This is a genomic window from Streptomyces dangxiongensis (genome assembly GCF_003675325.1).
GTDB lineage: Bacteria > Actinomycetota > Actinomycetes > Streptomycetales > Streptomycetaceae > Streptomyces > Streptomyces dangxiongensis.
In genome coordinates this window covers 6,479,136-6,497,634 of the sequence record NZ_CP033073.1, presented here as the reverse complement: position 1 = coordinate 6,497,634, position 18,499 = coordinate 6,479,136, and the positions used below count along the sequence as shown (strand labels likewise).

General features: G+C 70.8%; 15 protein-coding genes and 2 pseudogenes. 2 read left to right on the top strand and 15 right to left on the bottom strand.

Translation table 11 applies throughout. The features are described from left to right. Position 1 precedes the first annotated feature (1 nt). From rpsD to D9753_RS29400, 5 genes and pseudogenes are all read right to left on the bottom strand, one after another. Complete coding sequence (gene rpsD / locus D9753_RS29420; RefSeq protein ID WP_121789752.1) at positions 2–616, bottom strand: 30S ribosomal protein S4; 615 nt, start codon at positions 614–616, stop codon at positions 2–4. A 303-nt stretch (positions 617–919) separates the two neighbouring features. Continuing rightward, on the bottom strand, positions 920–2,275 hold the full coding sequence (locus D9753_RS29415; RefSeq protein WP_121789751.1) for a replication-associated recombination protein A: 1,356 nt from the start codon (positions 2,273–2,275) through the stop codon (positions 920–922). Between the two features lie 44 nt (positions 2,276–2,319). After that, positions 2,320–2,976 (bottom strand): vitamin K epoxide reductase family protein, encoded by a 657-nt coding sequence (locus tag D9753_RS29410; RefSeq protein ID WP_121789750.1) that lies wholly within the window; start codon positions 2,974–2,976, stop codon positions 2,320–2,322. A gap of 164 nt (positions 2,977–3,140) precedes the next feature. Then, the gene (hisS, locus tag D9753_RS29405; RefSeq protein WP_121789749.1) at positions 3,141–4,403 is read right to left on the bottom strand and encodes a histidine--tRNA ligase; all 1,263 of its coding nucleotides are present in this window, start codon (positions 4,401–4,403) and stop codon (positions 3,141–3,143) included. A 13-nt stretch (positions 4,404–4,416) separates the two neighbouring features. Continuing rightward, positions 4,417–5,125, bottom strand: a pseudogene (locus tag D9753_RS29400) (MBL fold metallo-hydrolase). 169 nt (positions 5,126–5,294) lie between these two features. On the opposite strand from D9753_RS29400, the gene D9753_RS29395 reads away from it, so the two are divergent. Beyond that, positions 5,295–6,125 (top strand): peptidylprolyl isomerase, encoded by an 831-nt coding sequence (locus tag D9753_RS29395; RefSeq protein WP_121789748.1) that lies wholly within the window; start codon positions 5,295–5,297, stop codon positions 6,123–6,125. 154 nt (positions 6,126–6,279) lie between these two features. After that, a complete protein-coding gene (locus D9753_RS29390; RefSeq protein ID WP_121789747.1) occupies positions 6,280–7,509 on the top strand; it encodes a DUF349 domain-containing protein in 1,230 nt (409 codons plus the stop codon). A 111-nt stretch (positions 7,510–7,620) separates the two neighbouring features. Here the strand turns inward: D9753_RS29390 and relA are convergent. The 10 genes and pseudogenes from relA to D9753_RS29340 form a co-directional block, all read right to left on the bottom strand. Beyond that, positions 7,621–10,159, bottom strand: a pseudogene (relA, locus tag D9753_RS29385) (GTP pyrophosphokinase). Positions 10,160–10,333: 174 nt separating this feature from the next. Beyond that, complete coding sequence (locus D9753_RS29380) at positions 10,334–10,741, bottom strand: hypothetical protein (protein ID WP_163010823.1); 408 nt, start codon at positions 10,739–10,741, stop codon at positions 10,334–10,336. A 204-nt stretch (positions 10,742–10,945) separates the two neighbouring features. Continuing rightward, the gene (locus D9753_RS29375) at positions 10,946–11,494 is read right to left on the bottom strand and encodes an adenine phosphoribosyltransferase (RefSeq protein ID WP_121789745.1); all 549 of its coding nucleotides are present in this window, start codon (positions 11,492–11,494) and stop codon (positions 10,946–10,948) included. Next, positions 11,491–12,600 (bottom strand): protein translocase subunit SecF, encoded by a 1,110-nt coding sequence (secF, locus tag D9753_RS29370; RefSeq protein WP_121789744.1) that lies wholly within the window; start codon positions 12,598–12,600, stop codon positions 11,491–11,493. The genes D9753_RS29375 and secF overlap by 4 nt, the downstream gene beginning before the upstream one ends. Before the next feature lie 3 nt (positions 12,601–12,603). Beyond that, a complete protein-coding gene (secD, locus tag D9753_RS29365; RefSeq protein ID WP_205614293.1) occupies positions 12,604–14,379 on the bottom strand; it encodes a protein translocase subunit SecD in 1,776 nt (591 codons plus the stop codon). A 144-nt stretch (positions 14,380–14,523) separates the two neighbouring features. Further along, entirely contained in the window at positions 14,524–15,048 is a 525-nt protein-coding gene (gene yajC / locus D9753_RS29360; protein ID WP_121789743.1) for a preprotein translocase subunit YajC, read from the bottom strand. A 278-nt stretch (positions 15,049–15,326) separates the two neighbouring features. Further along, a complete protein-coding gene (gene ruvB / locus D9753_RS29355) occupies positions 15,327–16,409 on the bottom strand; it encodes a Holliday junction branch migration DNA helicase RuvB (RefSeq protein ID WP_121789742.1) in 1,083 nt (360 codons plus the stop codon). 24 nt (positions 16,410–16,433) lie between these two features. Continuing rightward, entirely contained in the window at positions 16,434–17,039 is a 606-nt protein-coding gene (gene ruvA / locus D9753_RS29350) for a Holliday junction branch migration protein RuvA (RefSeq protein WP_121789741.1), read from the bottom strand. Next, complete coding sequence (gene ruvC / locus D9753_RS29345) at positions 17,036–17,575, bottom strand: crossover junction endodeoxyribonuclease RuvC (RefSeq protein WP_121789740.1); 540 nt, start codon at positions 17,573–17,575, stop codon at positions 17,036–17,038. Before ruvC ends, ruvA begins: the two co-directional genes overlap by 4 nt. A gap of 134 nt (positions 17,576–17,709) precedes the next feature. Further along, positions 17,710–18,462, bottom strand: coding sequence for a YebC/PmpR family DNA-binding transcriptional regulator (locus D9753_RS29340; RefSeq protein WP_121789739.1), 753 nt, complete (start codon positions 18,460–18,462; stop codon positions 17,710–17,712). Between the last annotated feature and the right edge of the window lie 37 nt (positions 18,463–18,499).

The window sequence follows — 18,499 nt, the reverse complement described above, 5'->3', positions numbered from 1 at the left end:
GTCAGCGGGCGTAGTACTCGACGACGAGCTGCTCGTCGCAGATCACCGGGATCTCCTTGCGGTTCGGCTCGCGGTCCAGGCGGAAGGCCAGGGCGCGGAGGTTCACCTGGAGGTAGCGCGGGGTCTCGCCGTCGGGGGCGAAGCCACCCTCACGGGCGACCTGGAAGAGCGTCTTGTCCTTGGAGCGGTCGCGGACCTGCACGACGTCGTCCGGGCGGACACGGAAGGACGGCTTGTCGACCTTCTGGCCGTTGACCTGGATGTGGCCGTGGACGACCATCTGGCGGGCCTGGTAGATCGTGCGGGCGATGCCCGAACGCAGGACCAGCGCGTCGAGACGGCGCTCGAGCTCGATGATCAGGGCCTCACCGGTCTTGCCCTGGACCTTGGAGGCACGCTCGTAGGCGCGGACGAGCTGACGCTCGGACACGTCGTACTGCGCGCGCAGACGCTGCTTCTCCAGCAGACGGACCTTGTAGTCCGAGTTCTGCTTGCGGCCGCGGCCGTGCTCACCCGGCGGGTAGGGGCGGGCCTCGAAGTACTTGACGGCCTTCGGGGTCAGCGCGATGCCGAGGGCACGCGACTTCTTGACCTTGGGGCGGGACTGGTTCGCCACTTGTGTCTCTTTTCGTGAAATTCCGGCTTGTCAGCGTTTAGGGAGGTCGCATCCGCAGCCGGGAGAACCCGTCGGGTCCGCAGGGGACCTGCCGGGCAGCCGCTTCCCTGGTCTGGGCACATACGTGCAGCACGCGAGTGGCCCACCGACCGTCCCGGAACTCCGGGTGGTGGTGGGCTGCCCGCGACACCGTTCGACGGTGCGCGACGCTCCTGGAGCCGGTCCGCGAGGGACCGGATCTCCGGCTGGCTCTCCCGCTCTGACGGCACGGGAGTCAGCACTTCGGAGGAGTCTACAGGGTGGTCAGGACCGCTTGCGACCGAGGTGTTCGCGGGTCCACTCGACCGCGTCCGCGTACCGGGCCTCGGCGCCGTGCCGGGTCGGCGTGTAGTACGCGCGGTCCCGGAGGGCGTCCGGGGCGTACTGCTGCCGGGCGATGCCCTCGGGCAGGTCGTGCGGGTACACATAGCCCTGCGCGTGGCCGAGGTCGGCGGCGCCCTTGTAGTGCCCGTCGCGCAGGTGGGGCGGGACCGGGCCGGCCAGGCCCTTGCGTACGTCCTCCCGCGCGGCGCCGATCGCGGTGGTCGCGCTGTTGGACTTGGGGGCGAGGGCCAGGGCGATCGTGGCGTGGCTGAGGGTGAGCGCGGCCTCGGGGAAGCCGATCATGGCGACGGCCTGGGCGGCGGCGACGGCGATGGGCAGCGCGTTCGGGTCGGCGAGGCCGATGTCCTCGCTGGCGGAGATCATCAGCCGGCGGGCGATGAACCGGGGGTCCTCGCCGGCCTCGATCATGCGGGCCAGGTAGTGCAGGGCCGCGTCGACGTCGGAGCCGCGGATGGACTTGATGAGAGCGCTGGCGACGTCGTAGTGCTGGTCGCCGTCGCGGTCGTACTTCACCGCGGCGCGGTCGACGGTCTGCTCCAGCGTACGCAGGCTGATCTCGCTCTCGCCCTGGGCCAGGGCGGCCCCGGCGGCGGCCTCCAGGGCGGTCAGAGCGCGGCGGGCGTCACCGCCGGCGATCCGCAGCAGGTGCTCCTCGGTGTCCGCGGGCAGGCCGACGGCGTCCTTCAGGCCGCGCTCGTCGGCGAGGGCCCGGCGGAGCAGCCCGCGCACGTCGTCGTCGGTGAGCGGTTCCAGCGTCAGCAGCAGGGAGCGGGAGAGCAGCGGCGAGATCACCGAGAAGTACGGGTTCTCCGTCGTGGCCGCGATCAGGGTCACCCAGCGGTTCTCCACGGCCGGCAGGAGGGAGTCCTGCTGGGCCTTGCTGAAGCGGTGGATCTCGTCCAGGAAGAGGACGGTCTCCTTGCCGAAGCCGCCGACGGCGCGGCGGGCGCCGTCGATGACCGCGCGGACCTCCTTGACGCCCGCGGTGATCGCGGACAGCTCCACGAACCGTTTGTCGGTCGCCTTCGACACGACGTGGGCCAGGGTCGTCTTGCCGGTGCCGGGCGGGCCCCACAGGACCACCGAGGACGGCCCGGCGGGGCCGCCGGAGCCCTCGCCGACCAGCCGGCGCAGCGGCGAGCCGGGTTTCAGCAGATGCTGCTGGCCCACGACCTCGTCCAGCGTGCGCGGGCGCATGCGCACGGCCAGGGGGCTGCCTGCCGGGTCCTTCTCCTGGCGTTCTTCCGCCGCGGCGGTGAAAAGGTCGGGTTCCACGTCAAAACCCTAGAACACGGCACTGACAACGCGGGAACCGCCGGTCAGCTTGTCCAGAAGTCCCACCAGCGGGTCAGCACCAGCATGCCGATGATGCCGACGTGCAGGACCGGCAGCACCCAGGTGAACTCGCCGAAGAAGGACCTCAGCGGGCGCGGGGCCGGCAGGAAGCCGTTGCGGACGTTGAACGAGGTGACGTACCAGAACATGACGATGGTGGCGACCCAGGCCAGCGAGCACCACAGGCACAGCGCGTTGATCCGGTACAGCGACTGGAACTGGAGCCAGCCGCAGAAGGCGACGCCGAAGAGCGTGCCGGCGTTGAAGGTCAGCCAGTACCAGCGCGGGAAGCGGGCGCGGGCCAGCAGGCTCATGCCGACGCAGACGACGATGCCGTAGCAGACCAGGCCGAGCACCGGGTTGGGGAAGCCGAACGCGGCGGCCTGCTTGCTCTCCATCACGCTGCCGCAGGAGACGACCGGGTTCAGGCTGCATCCGGGGGTGAAGGTCTTTCCCTCGACCTTGGCTTCCAGGAGCTTGAACTTGTCGATCGTGATGACCCAGGCGGCCAGCAGTCCGGCCGCACCGGTGATCACCAGCAGCAGGGCGAGGGCCCGGCCGGCGCCCTCGGTGCGCGGGACGTCGGCGGCGGGCCCGGGACCGGAAGCCGTGGAGACGTCGTTGACTGTCGTCTTGCTCATCACGCCGATTCCGTCACTTGAGAGTCGGGACCTGCTTCGGGCAGGGGCCATTGTGCCGCACGCGCATGGGTGCGCACCGTTCGCTCCGGATAAGGATGTTGGTACGACAAAGGGCGCCGGACGCCCCTGCGGGGAGCTTCCGGCGCCCACGCGCGCGGGTGCGGCTAGCCGAGCCGGGACTCCAGTTCGGCCACGATCTCGTTCACGCCGATCGCCGTCTGCTCGCCGGACTCCATGTCCTTGAGCTGGACGACGCCCTCGGCGAGGTCGCGCTCACCGGCGACGATCGCGTAACGGGCGCCCGAGCGGTTGGCGTTCTTCATGGCGCCCTTCAGGCCCTTGCCGCCGTACGCGAAGTCCGCCGCGATACCGACCTTGCGCAACTCGGTGACCTTGGCGAACAGCACACGGCGGGCCTCCTCGCCGAGCGGGACCGCGAAGACGCTGGTCGAGGAGGGCAGGTCCAGCCGCACTCCCTCGGCCTCCAGCGCGAGGACCGTGCGGTCGACGCCCAGGGCCCAGCCGACGGACGGCAGCGCGGGGCCGCCGATCATCTCGGACAGGCCGTCGTACCGGCCGCCGCCGCCCACCGCGGACTGCGAGCCGAGTCCGTCGTGCACGAACTCGAAGGTGGTGCGCGTGTAGTAGTCCAGGCCGCGCACCAGCTTCGGGTCGTCCTCGAAGGAGACGCCCGCGGCGGTGATCAGCTCGCGGACCTCCTCGTGGTACGCCTTGCACGCGTCGCACAGGAAGTCACGCAGCAGCGGGGCGCCCGTAAGCTGCTTCTGGACCGACTCACGCTTGTCGTCGAGGACCCGCAGGGGGTTGATCTCGATGCGGCGGCGCGTGTCCTCGTCCAGGTCCAGGCCGTACAGGAACTCCTGCAACGCGCCGCGGTAGACCGGACGGCACTCCTTGTCGCCCAGGCTGTTCAGCAGGATGCGGAAGTCGCGCAGGCCCAGCGAGCGGTACGCCTGGTCGGCCAGGATGATCAGCTCGGCGTCGACGGCCGGGTCCTCCGCGCCGAGCGCCTCGGCGCCGACCTGGGAGAAGTGCCGGTACCGGCCCTTCTGGGGGCGCTCGTAGCGGTAGTACGAGCCGGAGTACCAGAGCTTGACCGGGAGGTTGCCCGTCTTGTGCAGGCCGGCCTCCAGGGCCGCGCGCAGCACGGAGGCGGTGCCCTCGGGGCGCAGGGCGAGCCGGTCGCCGCCCTTGGTCTCGAAGGCGTACATCTCCTTGGTCACGATGTCCGTGGACTCGCCGACACCGCGCGCGAACAGCTCGACGTTCTCGAAGCCGGGCGTCTCGATGTAGCCGTAGCCGGCGGTGCGCAGCGGGGCGGCGATCGCCTCGCGGACCGCCAGGTACCTGGCCGAGTCGGGCGGGATCAGGTCGTAGGTGCCCCTGGGGGCCTTGAAGGTGCTCACCGAAGGTCTCTCGTCACATTCCTCGTCGGGGAGCCGGGGAGGCTCCCTGGCCGGCCGCCACCTGCCGCAGATGGGGGTTGGTGGCGCGCTCCTGGCCGATGGTCGTCTGGGGGCCGTGTCCGGACAGCACCACGGTGGAGTCGTCGAGCGGCAGGCACACGCGGGCCAGCGACTCGAACATGTCCGTCATGGATCCGCCCGGCAGGTCGGTGCGTCCGATGGAGCCGGCGAACAGCAGATCCCCGGAGAAGAACACCGACGGGATGTCGGCGTTCTCGGGCATCCGGAAGGTCACCGACCCCTTGGTATGGCCCGGCGCGTGCGCGACGGAGAACTCCAGGCCCGCCAGTTCGAGGGTGGCGCCGTCGGTCAGCTCCTTGACGTCGTCCGGCTCCCCCACGGTCAGCTCGCCCATCAGCGGCATGCCGATGGAACGGCCGAGCGCCTTCTCGGGGTCGCTCAGCATGTACCGGTCCTCGGGGTGGATCCAGGCCGGTACGTCGTGCGCCCCGCAGACGGGGACGACCGAGGCCACGTGGTCGATGTGGCCGTGGGTGAGGACGACGGCGACGGGCTTGAGCCGATGCTTGCGCAGCGCTTCCGCGACGCCTTCGGCGGCCTGGTGGCCGGGGTCGATGATCACGCACTCCGCACCGGCGGCGGGGGCGACGAGGTAACAGTTCGTCCCCCCAGGCCCCGGCGGGGAACCCGGCAATGAGCACGATCGTCCTTCGTTGTGTCGGTCACGGGCTGCTTCAGACTGCGGTCAGAAGCCTACCGGCGCTGCCGTTTCCTCAGCTAACCCATATACGGTACGGGGCTACACACTGCGGTCGGCTCACGAGGACGCACGCGTACCGCCCGCCACGACACGCATGAGGAGATAACCCGGTGGTCAGCCAGGAGCAGCGGCGGCGTCAGCTCGCCCGGGAGAAGTTCTTGCGGCAGCAGCAGCGGCGCACCCAGGCGCGGCGCAAGGCCCGTCTGCGCAACTCCGTGATCGCGTCGGTCCTGGGCGTGGTCGTGATCGGCAGTGTCGCGCTGTACACGACCGGGGTCCTCAAGGACGACGGCAAGAAGACGAACGCGAGCGCCGACACCACGCCGAGCGCGGCGCCCACCAGCAAGGCGCCCGACCCGTGCGCGAAGCCGGCGGCCGGCTCGGTGAAGAAGCTCGGCTGGAAGAAGGAGCCGGCGATGACGATCGACACGTCGGCGAAGTACTCGATGAAGCTCGCGACGACGTGCGGCGACATCGACATCGCGCTGAAGACGGCGGCGGCCCCGCACACGGTGAACTCGTTCGGCTTCCTGGCGGGCAAGGGCTACTTCGACCACACCAAGTGCCACCGGCTCACCACCGCGCAGATCTTCGTCCTCCAGTGCGGCGACCCCCAGGGCACGGGGATGGGCGGGCCGGGCTACACCCTCCCGGACGAGAACCTGAAGGACAAGGCCCTCAAGGGCAACACCTACCCGGCGGGCACGGTCGCGATGGCCAACACCGGGAAGAAGCACACCGGCGGCAGCCAGTTCTTCCTCGTCTACAAGGACACCCCGCTGCCGCCGAGCTACACCCCGTTCGGCACGGTGTCCGCGTCGGGCATGAAGGTGCTCACGAAGATCGCCGCGGCCGGCAGCCGGCCGGCCGACCCGAGCACCGGCAACACCGCCCCGAACGCCACCGTGGTGATCGACAGGGCGACGGTGACGAAGTCCTGACGACCGGGGTGGCGCCGGACGGCCGACCGCGGAATTTCGGTCGCGCTGGATGCGGACAGGCCGCCCGCCGGTCGCCTATGTTGGCCGTGACGAAACTGTGGACGATGCCCGGGGGTGCTGAGGCCCCCCGCAGGCATCATGTGGAGGAGGCGCTGTGAGCAGCGACCCGTGGGGACGCGTCGACGAGACGGGGACCGTGTACGTGCGTACGGCCGACGGCGAGCAGGTCGTCGGCTCCTGGGCGGCCGGCTCCCCCGAGGAGGCGCTTGCCTACTTCGAGCGCAAGTACGAGGGCCTGGTTGTCGAGATCGGCCTCCTCGAGAAGCGGGTGCGGACCACCGACCTGTCGGCGAAGGACGCCCAGACGGCGATCGGCCACTTGCGCGAGCAGGTGGACGCGCACCACGCGGTCGGTGACCTGGACGCCCTGCGCACGCGGTTGGACAAGCTGGTGGAGACCGTCGAGGCGCGCCGCGAGGAGCGCAAGGCGCAGCGCGCCAAGCAGTCCGACGAGGCCCGCCATGCCAAGGAGGCGCTGGTCACCGAGGCGGAGGAGCTGGCGCAGTCCGACCAGTGGCGGGCCGCCGGTGAGCGGCTGCGGGCGCTGGTGGACACCTGGAAGGGCCTGCCGCGTCTGGACCGCAAGTCCGACGACGAGCTGTGGCACCGCTTCTCGCACGCCCGGTCGGCGTTCTCCAAGCGCCGCAAGGCGCACTTCGCGCAACTGGACGCGCAGCGCGAGGACGCCCGCCGCGTCAAGGAGCGGCTGGTCGCCGAGGCGGAGGCGCTGTCGGGTTCGGCGGACTGGGGTCCGACGGCGGCCCGGTACCGCGAGCTGATGGCGGAGTGGAAGGCCGCGGGCCGCGCCCAGCGCGAGCACGAGGACGACCTGTGGAACCGCTTCCGCGGCGCCCAGGACGTCTTCTTCGCCGCCCGCAGCTCGGTGTTCGCCGAGCGGGACGCGGAGCAGTCGGAGAACCTGAAGCTGAAGGAGGAGCTGGCCGAGGAGGCCGAGAAGCTCCTGCCGGTCCAGGACCTGAAGGCCACCCGGGCCGCCTTCCGCGCGATCAACGAACGCTGGGAGGCCATCGGTCACGTCCCGCGGGACGCGCGGCCGAAGGTCGAGGGCCGGATGCACGCGGTGGAGCGGGCGATCCAGGAGGCCGAGGAGGCCGAGTGGCGCCGGACGAACCCGGAGGCACGCGCGCGTGCCGAGGGTCTGACGGGTCAGCTCCAGGCCGCCGTGGACAAGCTGGGGGCGCAGATCGAGCAGGCGCGCGCCCAGGGCAACAACGCCAGGGCCGACAAGCTCCAGCGTGAGCTGGAAGGCCGTCAGGAGCTCCTGGAGCAGGCCCTGAAGGGCTTGCAGGAGTTCGGCGGCTGAAGATCTCCCGCCGCTCGCGCGAAGGGCCCCGTACACGCGTACGGGGCCCTTTCGTATGCCCGGCCATGACCGGCTCGAACGGCTCCACACGGCTCGGCCGGCTCGCCCCGGCTACGACCGGCTGCGTCCCGAGGTCACGCGGTACACGTCGTAGACGCCCTCCACGCCGCGGACGGCCTTCAGGACGTGACCGAGGTGCTTGGGGTCGCCCATCTCGAAGGTGAAGCGGGAGGTGGCGACCCGGTCGCGGGAGGTCTGGACGGCCGCGGAGAGGATGTTGACGTGCTGGTCGGAGAGGACCCGGGTGACGTCCGACAGCAGGCGGGAGCGGTCCAGGGCCTCCACCTGGATGGCGACCAGGAAGACCGAGGACTGGGTGGGCGCCCACTCGACTTCGAGGATGCGCTCCGGCTCCCGGGAGAGCGAGTCGACGTTGACGCAGTCGCTGCGGTGCACCGAGACGCCGCTGCCGCGCGTGACGAAGCCGATGATCGGGTCGCCGGGGACCGGCGTGCAGCAGCGGGCCAGCTTGACCCACACGTCGTCGACGCCCTTGACGACGACGCCCGGGTCGGCGCTGGAGCGGCGTTTGCGGCTGCGTCCGCGCGCCGGCGGGACCGACTCGTCGATCTCCTCGGTGGCGGCCTCCTCGCCGCCCAGGGCCTGCACCAGCTTCTGGACGATGTTCTGCGCGGAGACATGGCCCTCGCCGATCGCCGCGTACAGCGCGGAGATGTCCGAGTACCGCATCTCGTGGGCGAGCGTGACGAGGGAGTCGCCGGTGAGGATGCGCTGGATCGGCAGGTTCTGCTTGCGCATGGCCCGCACGATGGCGTCCTTGCCGTGCTCGATCGCCTCGTCGCGGCGCTCCTTGGAGAACCAGGCGCGGATCTTGTTGCGGGCCCGCGGCGACTTGACGAAGCCGAGCCAGTCACGGGACGGGCCGGCGCCGGCCGCCTTGGAGGTGAAGACCTCCACCAGGTCGCCGTTGTCCAGGGTGGACTCCAGCGGTACGAGGCGGCCGTTGACCCGCGCTCCTATGGTGCGGTGGCCGACCTCGGTGTGGACGGCGTAGGAGAAGTCGACCGGTGTGGCGCCCGCCGGGAGGGCGATGACGTCGCCCTTCGGGGTGAAGACGAAGACCTCGTTGCGCGAGAGGTCGAAGCGCAGGGACTCCAGGAACTCGCCCGGGTCCTCGGTCTCCTTCTGCCAGTCCAGAAGCTGCCGCAGCCACGCCATGTCATTGAGGTGGTCGTCCTTGCCGGTGCTGCGGGGCGCGTCGGAGCGCACCTTGGAGGCACCGGCGACGGCCTCCTGCTTGTACTTCCAGTGCGCGGCGATGCCGTACTCGGCGCGGCGGTGCATGTCGAACGTGCGGATCTGGAGTTCGACCGGCTTGCCGTTGGGCCCGATGACCGTCGTGTGCAGCGACTGGTACATGTTGAACTTGGGCATCGCGATGTAGTCCTTGAACCGGCCGGGGACCGGGTTCCATCGCGCGTGGACGGTGCCGAGGGCGGCGTAGCAGTCGCGGACCGTGTCGACGAGGACGCGGATGCCCACCAGGTCGTAGATCTCGGCGAAGTCGCGGCCCCGCACGATCATCTTCTGGTAGACGCTGTAGTAGTGCTTCGGGCGGCCGGTGACGGTCGCCTTGATGCGGGCGGCCCGCAGGTCGGCCTGGACCTCGTCGGTCACTATGGCCAGGTACTCGTCCCGCTTCGGCGCCCGCTCGGCCACCAGCCGTACGATCTCGTCGTACATCTTGGGGTAGAGGATCGCGAACGCGAGGTCCTCCAGCTCCCACTTGATGGTGTTCATGCCGAGGCGGTGGGCGAGCGGCGCGTAGATCTCCAGCGTCTCGCGCGCCTTCTTCTCCTGCTTCTCGCGCTTGAGGTAGCGCATGGTGCGCATGTTGTGCAGGCGGTCGGCGAGCTTGATGACCAGGACGCGGGGGTCCTTGGCCATGGCGACGACCATCTTGCGCACGGTCTCGGCCTGCGCGGCCTCGCCGAACTTGACCTTGTCCAGCTTGGTGACGCCGTCGACGAGCAGGGCGACGGTGTCGCCGAAGTCGCGGCGCAGTTGGTCGAGGCCGTACTCGGTGTCCTCGACGGTGTCGTGGAGCAGGCCGGCCATCAGTGTGGCCGGGTCCATGCCCAGCTCGGCCAGGATGGTGGTCACGGCGAGCGGGTGCGTGATGTACGGGTCGCCGCTCTTGCGCTTCTGCCCGCGGTGCCAGCGCTCGGCGACCTGGTAGGCGCTCTCGATCTGGCGCAGCGTGGAGGTCTCGATCTTGGGGTCGTTGCTGCGCACTATCCGCAGCAGCGGCTCCAGGACCGGGTTGTACGGGTTCGCGCGCTGGACGCCGAGGCGGGCGAGGCGGGCCCGGACGCGGTTGGAGGAGCCGGTGCGGGCCGACGGGGTGTGGGGGGCTGGCGCACCACCGGCGGCTGTGCCGGGCGCTCCGCGGGGGCGGGCTTGGGCCGCGAGGCCTCGGCGCTCTTCTCGACGGGCGCGGCCTGGGCGTGCTCTCCACCGGCCCGCGGGTGTCGTTCTTCACCTGGGACGCGTTCGGCGCGGGCTTCGCCGCGGGTGCCGAGGCGGGCTCGGGCTTGGCGGCGGTCAGTGGCTGGGCCTCGTCTGGCAAGAGGACTCCTCGTGCGCGATCCGGGTCCCCGGTCAGGCCCGGACGTCCATGGTAGCGAGCCGACGTCTTCGGTGCCGACGAGGCCGTTCACCGGCCAGGGGCCCGAGTCAGCTCGGGCCCCTGGCCTCACTCACCCGCCCGGCCCTCCGCTTCGAGCAGCGCGGGACGGCGACGTCACCTCCAGTTGAAGAGCGCGGCGCCCTTCACCTTCATCTCCTTCTCGGCAAGGACGTTCCCCCACGGCACCTTGACAGCGCCGGTCTTGCCGCAGCCGGCGTTGTACCACTTGGCGCGTCCGTTGACGAAACCCTGCACCTTGACGCAGATCGAGCCGCCCCTGAATACCGCCCACTGGTAGCCCATTTTCAGGCCCGGGCGTCCGAAGTGACCACAGCCGTCCTTGACGGTGCTCCACCTGCCCGGCAGACTGCCCGCCCGCATCCACTCGCCGCAGTTGGCCGCTACCACGTTTGACGTCTTGACCGGTGCGGAAGCCGGGCTCGCGCTGGCGGTCGTCGCGCCGGACGTGAGTGCGGCAGCGGAGACAAGCGAGACGACCCCCGTCGTCACCTTGCGTGACATGTTCATCCGATTCCTCCCGTGTCATGCCTCGGTCAGTGGCACAGGGAGATCTAATCAACGGGTGAGCAGGATTGATACACATTTGAGCAACACCTGAGGTGCCACGTGTAACTCAACGTCACGCAGCGACCGCAGCACGGAGGGCGCCCCCCGGGGTATCCGGGGGGCGCCCTCCGCCATGCGTTCCCTCGCCTACCGGCTGTCTCAGACGGTGAGGAGGGCTTCCAGCGGTGCCCCAGCAAGCGCCGTTTCCAGCCGGACGCGGCCCTCGAGGAAGCCCAGTTCCATCAGGACGGCGAGACCTGCCACCTCTGCACCGGCGCGTCGGACGAGCCGGATCGCGGCCTCGGCGGTGCCGCCGGTGGCCAGGACGTCGTCCACGATCAGGATGCGGTCCCCAAAGGCCAGGTCCTCGGCGTGCACCTCGATCTCGGCCGAGCCGTACTCCAGGTCGTAGGCCTGGCGCAGGGTGGCTCCCGGCAGCTTGCCCGCCTTGCGGACCGGGATGAAGCCCAGTCCCGCGCGGACGGCGACCGGGGCGCCGAGGATGAAGCCACGGGCCTCCAGGCCGATGACCTTGGTCGCGCCGGTGGCGACGGCGATCTCGGCGAGGGCGTCGGTGAGCGCCGCGAAGGCCGCCGGGTCCGCCAGGAGCGGGGTGATGTCCTTGAACATCACGCCCGGCTCCGGATAGTCGGCGACGTCACGGATGCGGCTGAGCAGCAGCGTGGAGATGTCCGCGAGCTCGGTCATCGGCGCTTCCCCGAGGTCCGGCCGCGGCCCCGGCCGCGGGAGGCGGGCTGGTTGCGCGGGCCCACGACGGCCGGGGTGGCGTCGTCCGCGTCGTCACCCGGGGCGGCGGACGTCTGAGCGGGGTCCCCGCCGTCCGCGGCCTCGGCACGCTTGGCCATGACCCGCTTGGTGAGGGCCTTCATCGCCGGCTCGCGCTCCTTGAGGTCGGCGACGAGCGGCGTGGCGATGAAGATCGAGGAGTAGGCACCGGCCGCGAGACCGACGAACAGCGACAGCGAGATGTCGTTGAGCGTGCCCGCGCCGAGGAAGCCGCCGCCGATGAAGAGCAGACCGGCGACCGGCAGCAGGGCGACGACCGTGGTGTTGATGGAACGGACCAGGGTGCCGTTGATCGACCGGTTGGCGATGTCGCTGTACGTCCAGCGGGTCTGCTTGGTGATGTCCTTGGTCTGCTCCTTGAGGCTGTCGAAGACGACGACCGTGTCGTAGAGCGAGTAACCGAGGATGGTCAGCAGGCCGATGACGGTGCCGGGCGTGACCTCGAAGCCGACCAGGGCGTAGATACCGGTCGTGATGGTGATGTCGTGGATCAGCGCGACCAGCGCCGCGATGGCCATGCGCCACTCGAAGGCGATCGCCAGGTAGATCACGACGAGGACCATGAAGATCGCCAGGCCCTCCCAGGCCTTGTTGGCGATCTGCTCGCCCCAGCTCGGGCCGACCAGGTCGGCGGCGAGCTTCTCGGGGTCGAGGTTCAGGTCCTTCGCCAGGTCCTGCTTGATCCGGTCGGACTGGTCGGTCTCGATGCCGGCGATCTGGATGCGCAGGCTGCCGTTGCCGAGCTTCTGCACGATCGCCTCATGACCGGAGGCGTCCACGGCGTACTCCTCGGCCTGGGCCACCGAGGTGCTCATCTTGGTCGGCGTGGTGAAGACCGCGCCGCCCTGGAACTCGATGCCCATGTTCAGGCCGCGTACCGCCAGGCCGACGATGGCGGTGATGGTGATGAGGATCGAGACGCCGTACCAGATCTTGCGCTTGCCGACGAAGTCGTAGCTGATCTCGCCGCGGTGCAGTCGAGCGCCGAGGTTGCCGAGTTTCGACATCGCTCATGCCTCCTTCGGGTCGACAGGGCCGGCGGGACCGGCGGAACGGCGGGTACGGCGCAGCGGCGGCTTGGCGCCCAGGCCCTTCGGGTCGAGTCCGGACCACTTGTGGCCGTCCGCGAAGAACTTGCGGCGGGCGAGCAGCGTCATGAGCGGCTTGGTGAAGAGGAAGACGACGACCACGTCGAGCAGGGTGGTCAGGCCGAGGGTGAAGGCGAAGCCCTGCACCTTGCCGACGGTGACGATGAACAGCACCGCGGCGGCGAGGAACGACACGAAGTCGGAGACCAGGATGGTGCGCCGGGCACGCGGCCAGGCCCGCTCCACGGCGGGGCGCAGCGAGCGGCCCTCGCGGATCTCGTCACGGATGCGTTCGAAGTACACGATGAACGAGTCCGCGGTGATACCGATCGCGACGATGGCGCCGCAGACCGCCGGGAGGTTCAGCGCGAAGCCGATGGCCGGGCCGAGCAGCGTCATGATCAGGTAGGTGAGGATCGCGGAGACCACCAGGGAGGCCATGGCCACGAGGGACAGGCCCCGGTAGTACACCACCAGGTAGATCACGACCAGTGCGAGACCGATGGCGCCGGCGAGCAGGCCGGCGCGCAACTGCTCACCGCCGAGCGCGGCGGTGACGGTGGTGACGGACTCCTCGCGGAAGGAGAGCGGGAGGGCGCCGTACGACAGCATGTTGGCGAGGTTCTGGGCCTCCTCCTGAGTGAACCTTCCGGAGATGTACGCGTTGCCGCCGGTGATGGCCCGCTGCACGAAGGGGCTCGAGACGACCTCACCGTCCAGGACGATGCCGAACTCGTTCTGCGGGGACTGGTTCTTGGCCAGCTCGCCGGTGATGTCCGCGAACTTCTTGCCCCCGCCGGAGGTGAAGTCCATCTGGACCTGCCAGCCGGAGGCGCCCTGGGTGTCGAAGACGGCCTGGGCGCTCTTCACCTCGGTACCGTCCACGCCCGCCGGGCCGAGCAGGTACTTGAACCACGCGCCGTCGTTCTCGCCGCAGGCCACGGTCGGCTGGCCGGGCTTGGCCTTCTTGCCGGCGTTGGCGCGCTCGGCGGGCTTGGCGCAGTTCAGGGCCGCGTACCGGGCCTGGAGCGCTGTGTCGCCGGAGGGCTTGCCGCTCGACGGGGCCGAGGGGGTGGCCGACGGCGAGGCGCTGCCGGAGCCGCTCGGGGAGGGGGTGGAGCCGGCCTTGAGCGCGTCGGTGACGGCGCGGCCCTGGGAGGTCGCGGTGCCCGTGGGGGACGCGGAGCCGGAGGTCGCCGTCTGCGGGGAGGCGCTGCCCGAGGGGCTGGCGCCCGGCTTGGGCGAGGAGCCGCCACCGGAGGAGGCGCTCGGCGAGGGGCTCTGCGCGGCGGCGCCGCTGGGCTCGCTGGCGAGGACCGGGCGGAAGTACAGCTTGGCGGTGGTGCCGACCTGCTGCTGGGCCTCCGCGGAGTTGGTGCCCTTGGGGATGTTGACGATGATGTTGTCGGTCCCCTGGGTCTGCACCTCCGCCTCGGAGACGCCGAGGCCGTTGACACGGCGGTTCATGATGTCGACCGCGGTGTCCATGTTGGCCTTGTTGATCGCGGACCCCTGGTCGGCCTTCGCCTTGAGCGTGATGCTCGTACCACCGGCGAGGTCGATGCCCAGACGCGGAGTGGTGTGCCCGGAGGCGAACATCCCTCCGGTGAGCGCCACGATGGCCATCAGGATGAGGGCCAGCGAGCGCCCTGGCTTGCTCTGGGCGCTCGCGCTCCGGCCCCTCTTAGGTGCTGCCACCTTCTCGTACTCCCTCTCGGGCCGCCCCGCGCCCGGTCGGCGCGGTCGGCCATGACATGGTGTCGGGCTCCCGTGCGAGACAGCCGCGCCCGGGGTGCGCGGGGCGGGGCTGGTGGTGCCCCCGCCGCGCGTCCCGGGGCGTGACTACTTCACGTCGGAGTCGCCGTCGGTCTTCTTCGGCTCGTCGTCCGTCCCGGCCTCCGCGGCCTGGGCCCTGTCCTCGGCGGCCCGGATCGCGTCGTCGCCGCGCTCGGCGGCGTCCTTCTTACCGAGGTCGATCTTGTCGTCGGAGGCGGCGGCAGCGGCGGGCCCGTCGGTCTCGTCGGTCTCGGTGAGGGAGGACGCGTCGTCCGGGACGACGGCGGCGTCGGACTTCAGGTCGTGCTCGACGCCGTGGACGATGCGGTTGTACTCGTCGTCGGAGAGGACGGCGCCGATGGCGTTCTTCGCGAACAGCAGGTCCACGCCGGGGCCGGCGTCGAGGAGAACCGTCTCCTCGTTGACCTCCTTGACCGTCGCGTAGATCCCCCCGATCGTGCGGACACCGGAGCCGGGCTGCATCTCGTTGCGCATCTGGGCGGCCTGCTGCTGCTTCTTCTTGGCCGAGCGCGTCATCAGGAACATGGCCGCGATGAGCACGATGAAGGGGAGAAGGGTCAAGGTATTCACGGGACGGGGTTTCCTTCGCGCGACCGCGACGGAGAGCGGCCATTGGGATGGGGGTGTGGTCGGCGCCACCCGCAAGGGCGGCATCGGCGGAGTCTAAGCGAGTCCGCGCGCATGGAACAACGCTCAGCATGGCACCTGGGTTCCTGCCGCGGCCAATGTCCCTGCCGTCACAAAGGCATCACGTCGTCATCGGGCCGTCGCCCGGCCGCCCCCGGACGGGCGACGGCGCGCCGGTCCGCCGGGGGCGGGGTGAGGCCCGGGCGGGCATCAGGCCGCCGTCACGCCCCGAACAGGTCCTGCTGAGCGCTCGACGCGGCCCCGCCGGGAGCCGAACGGGGCGGGGTGAGGCCGAGGTGGGCCCAGGCGGCGGGGGTGGCGACCCGGCCGCGCGGGGTCCGGGCGAGCAGGCCCTCCCGGACCAGGAACGGTTCGGCGACCTCCTCCACCGTCTCCCGCTCCTCCCCCACCGCGACCGCGAGGGTCGACAGACCGACCGGGCCGCCGCCGAACAGCTTCAGCAGGGCTTGCAGGACGGCGCGGTCGAGCCGGTCCAGGCCGCGCGCGTCGACCTCGTACACCGCGAGGGCGGCGGCGGCGATGTCGCGGGTGACGATGCCGTCGGCCTTGACCTGCGCGTAGTCGCGGACTCGGCGCAGCAGGCGGTTGGCGATGCGGGGCGTGCCGCGGGAGCGGCCGGCGATCTCCGCGGCGCCGGCCGGGTCGATCTCGACATCCAGCAGGCTCGCCGAGCGGTGCACGACGCGCTCCAGTTCGCGCGGCTCGTAGAACTCCATGTGCGCGGTGAAGCCGAAGCGGTCGCGCAGCGGGGGCGGCAGCAGGCCCGCGCGCGTGGTGGCGCCGACCAGGGTGAAGGGCGGCAGTTCCAGCGGGATCGCGGTGGCGCCGGGGCCCTTGCCGACGATGACGTCGACACGGAAGTCCTCCATGGCCATGTACAGCATCTCCTCGGCGGGCCGGGACATGCGGTGGATCTCGTCGAGGAAGAGCACCTCGCCCTCCTGGAGCGAGGACAGGATCGCGGCGAGGTCGCCGGCGTGCTGGATGGCGGGGCCGGAGGTGATGCGGATGGGGGCGCCCATCTCCGCCGCGATGATCATCGACAGGGTGGTCTTGCCGAGGCCGGGCGCGCCGGAGAGCAGGACGTGGTCGGCGGTGGCGCCACGCGCGCGTGCGGCCCGCAGCACCAGGTCGAGCTGCTCGCGGACCTTCTCCTGGCCGATGAACTCACCGAGGTCCTTGGGGCGCAGGGCGGCCTCGACGGCCTGGTCCTCCCGGTCGGCGACCGGGCCCACCAGCCGGTCGGGGGCGGGGGTGCCGGTCGGGTCGTCGTCCCAGTTCATGTGTGTGCCTTACGACGGTCTCGGTCAGCGGGCTCGGTTCAGCGTCTGAAGGGCGGCCTTGAGCAGCCGGCCCACCTCGGGGGTGCCCTCGGCGGCCTCGGCCTGGGGGGCGACGGCGGCGACCGCCTCGTCGGCCTCCCGGGTGGCGTAGCCGAGGCCGAGCAGGGCCGCGTGCAACTGGTCGCGCCAGCCCTGGCTGACGGGTGCGCCGACGGCGGGGCCGCCGACCGGCTCGCCGAGCCGGTCCTTCAGCTCCAGCAGCAGCTTCTGGGCGCCCTTCCGCCCGATGCCGGGGACGGCGGTGAGGGCCTTCTCGTCGCCGGTGGCGACCGCGCGGCGCAGGGCGTCGGGGGTGTGCACGGCGAGCATCGCCTGGGCGAGGCGGGGGCCGACCCCGCTCGCTGTCTGGAGCAGCTCGAAGGTCTGGCGTTCGTCGTCGTCGGCGAAGCCGTAGAGGGTGAGCGAGTCCTCGCGGACGACGAGGGATGTGTGGAGTCTGGCCGGCTGGCCGATCCGGAGCGTCGAGAGCGTGTTCGGCGTGCACTGGACGGCCATGCCGACGCCGCCGACCTCGACGACGGCTGCGTCGGGGGCGAGTGCGGCGACCGTGCCGCTGACGAAGGCGATCATGCCGTACGGCCTTTCGTTGCGTGGGCGGTGTGCAGGGCGACGGCCTGCTGGAGCCGGTTCTGCGCGGGGGCGCGCCAGATGTGGCAGATGGCGAGGGCGAGGGCATCGGCGGCGTCGGCGGGCCTGGGCGGTGCCGACAGCCGGAGCAGTCGGGTGACCATGGCGCCCACCTGCGCCTTGTCGGCGCGTCCGCTGCCGGTGACGGCGGCCTTGACCTCGCTGGGGGTGTGCAGGGCGACGGGGATGCCGCGCCGGGCGGCGCACAGCATGGCGACGGCGCTGGCCTGGGCGGTGCCCATGACCGTGCGGACGTTGTGCTGGCTGAAGACGCGCTCCACGGCGACGCACTCGGGCCGGTGCTCGTCCAGCCACCGCTCGATGCCCTGCTCGACACCGAGCAGCCGGTGGCTGAGGTCGGCGTCCGCGGGTGTCCGTACGACGCCGACGCCGAGCATCGTGAGCGGGCGGCCCGCGACCCCCTCGACGACGCCGATCCCGCACCGGGTCAGCCCGGGGTCCACCCCCAGTACGCGCACCGCGCCCCCTCCGATCGACGGCCTGTTCGTGCAGGCTAGCGGGTGCCACCGACAACGCCTCGCACCCGCCGGGCGCCCGGCAACGCGACGGGCCGACGGGTGATGTCCCGTCGGCCCGTGAGCAGCCGTGCGCGTTACGCGTCGACCTTCTCCATGACCTCGTCGCTCACGTCGAAGTTGGCGAAGACGTTCTGCACGTCGTCGCTGTCCTCGAGCGCGTCGATGAGCTTGAAGATCTTCCTCGCGCCGTCCTCGTCCAGCTCGACCTGCATGGTGGGGACGAAGTTGGCCTCGGCGGAGTCGTAGTCGATGCCGGCGTCCTGGAGGGCGGTGCGGACCGCGACCATGTCGGTGGCCTCGCTGATGACCTCGAAGGACTCGCCGAGGTCGTTGACCTCCTCGGCACCGGCCTCGAGCACGGCGCCGAGCACGTCGTCCTCGGCCAGCTCACCCTTGGGGACGATCACCACGCCCTTGCGGTTGAACAGGTACGACACCGAGCCCGGGTCCGCCATGGAGCCGCCGTTGCGGGTCATGGCGACGCGGACCTCGGAGGCGGCGCGGTTGCGGTTGTCGGTGAGGCACTCGATGAGCACCGCGACACCGTTGGGGCCGTAGCCCTCGTACATGATCGTCTCGTAGTCGGCGCCGCCGGCCTCGAGACCCGCGCCGCGCTTGACCGCGGAATCGATGTTCTTGTTCGGGACCGACGACTTCTTCGCCTTCTGGATGGCGTCGTACAGCGTCGGGTTGCCGTCCGGGTCGGCGCCGCCCGTCCGCGCCGCGACCTCGATGTTCTTGATCAGCTTCGCGAAGAGCTTGCCGCGTTTGGCGTCGATCACGGCCTTCTTGTGCTTCGTCGTGGCCCATTTAGAGTGGCCGGACATCTGCCTGTCTCCTTCGCGTAACCCATCTCTGTACGAA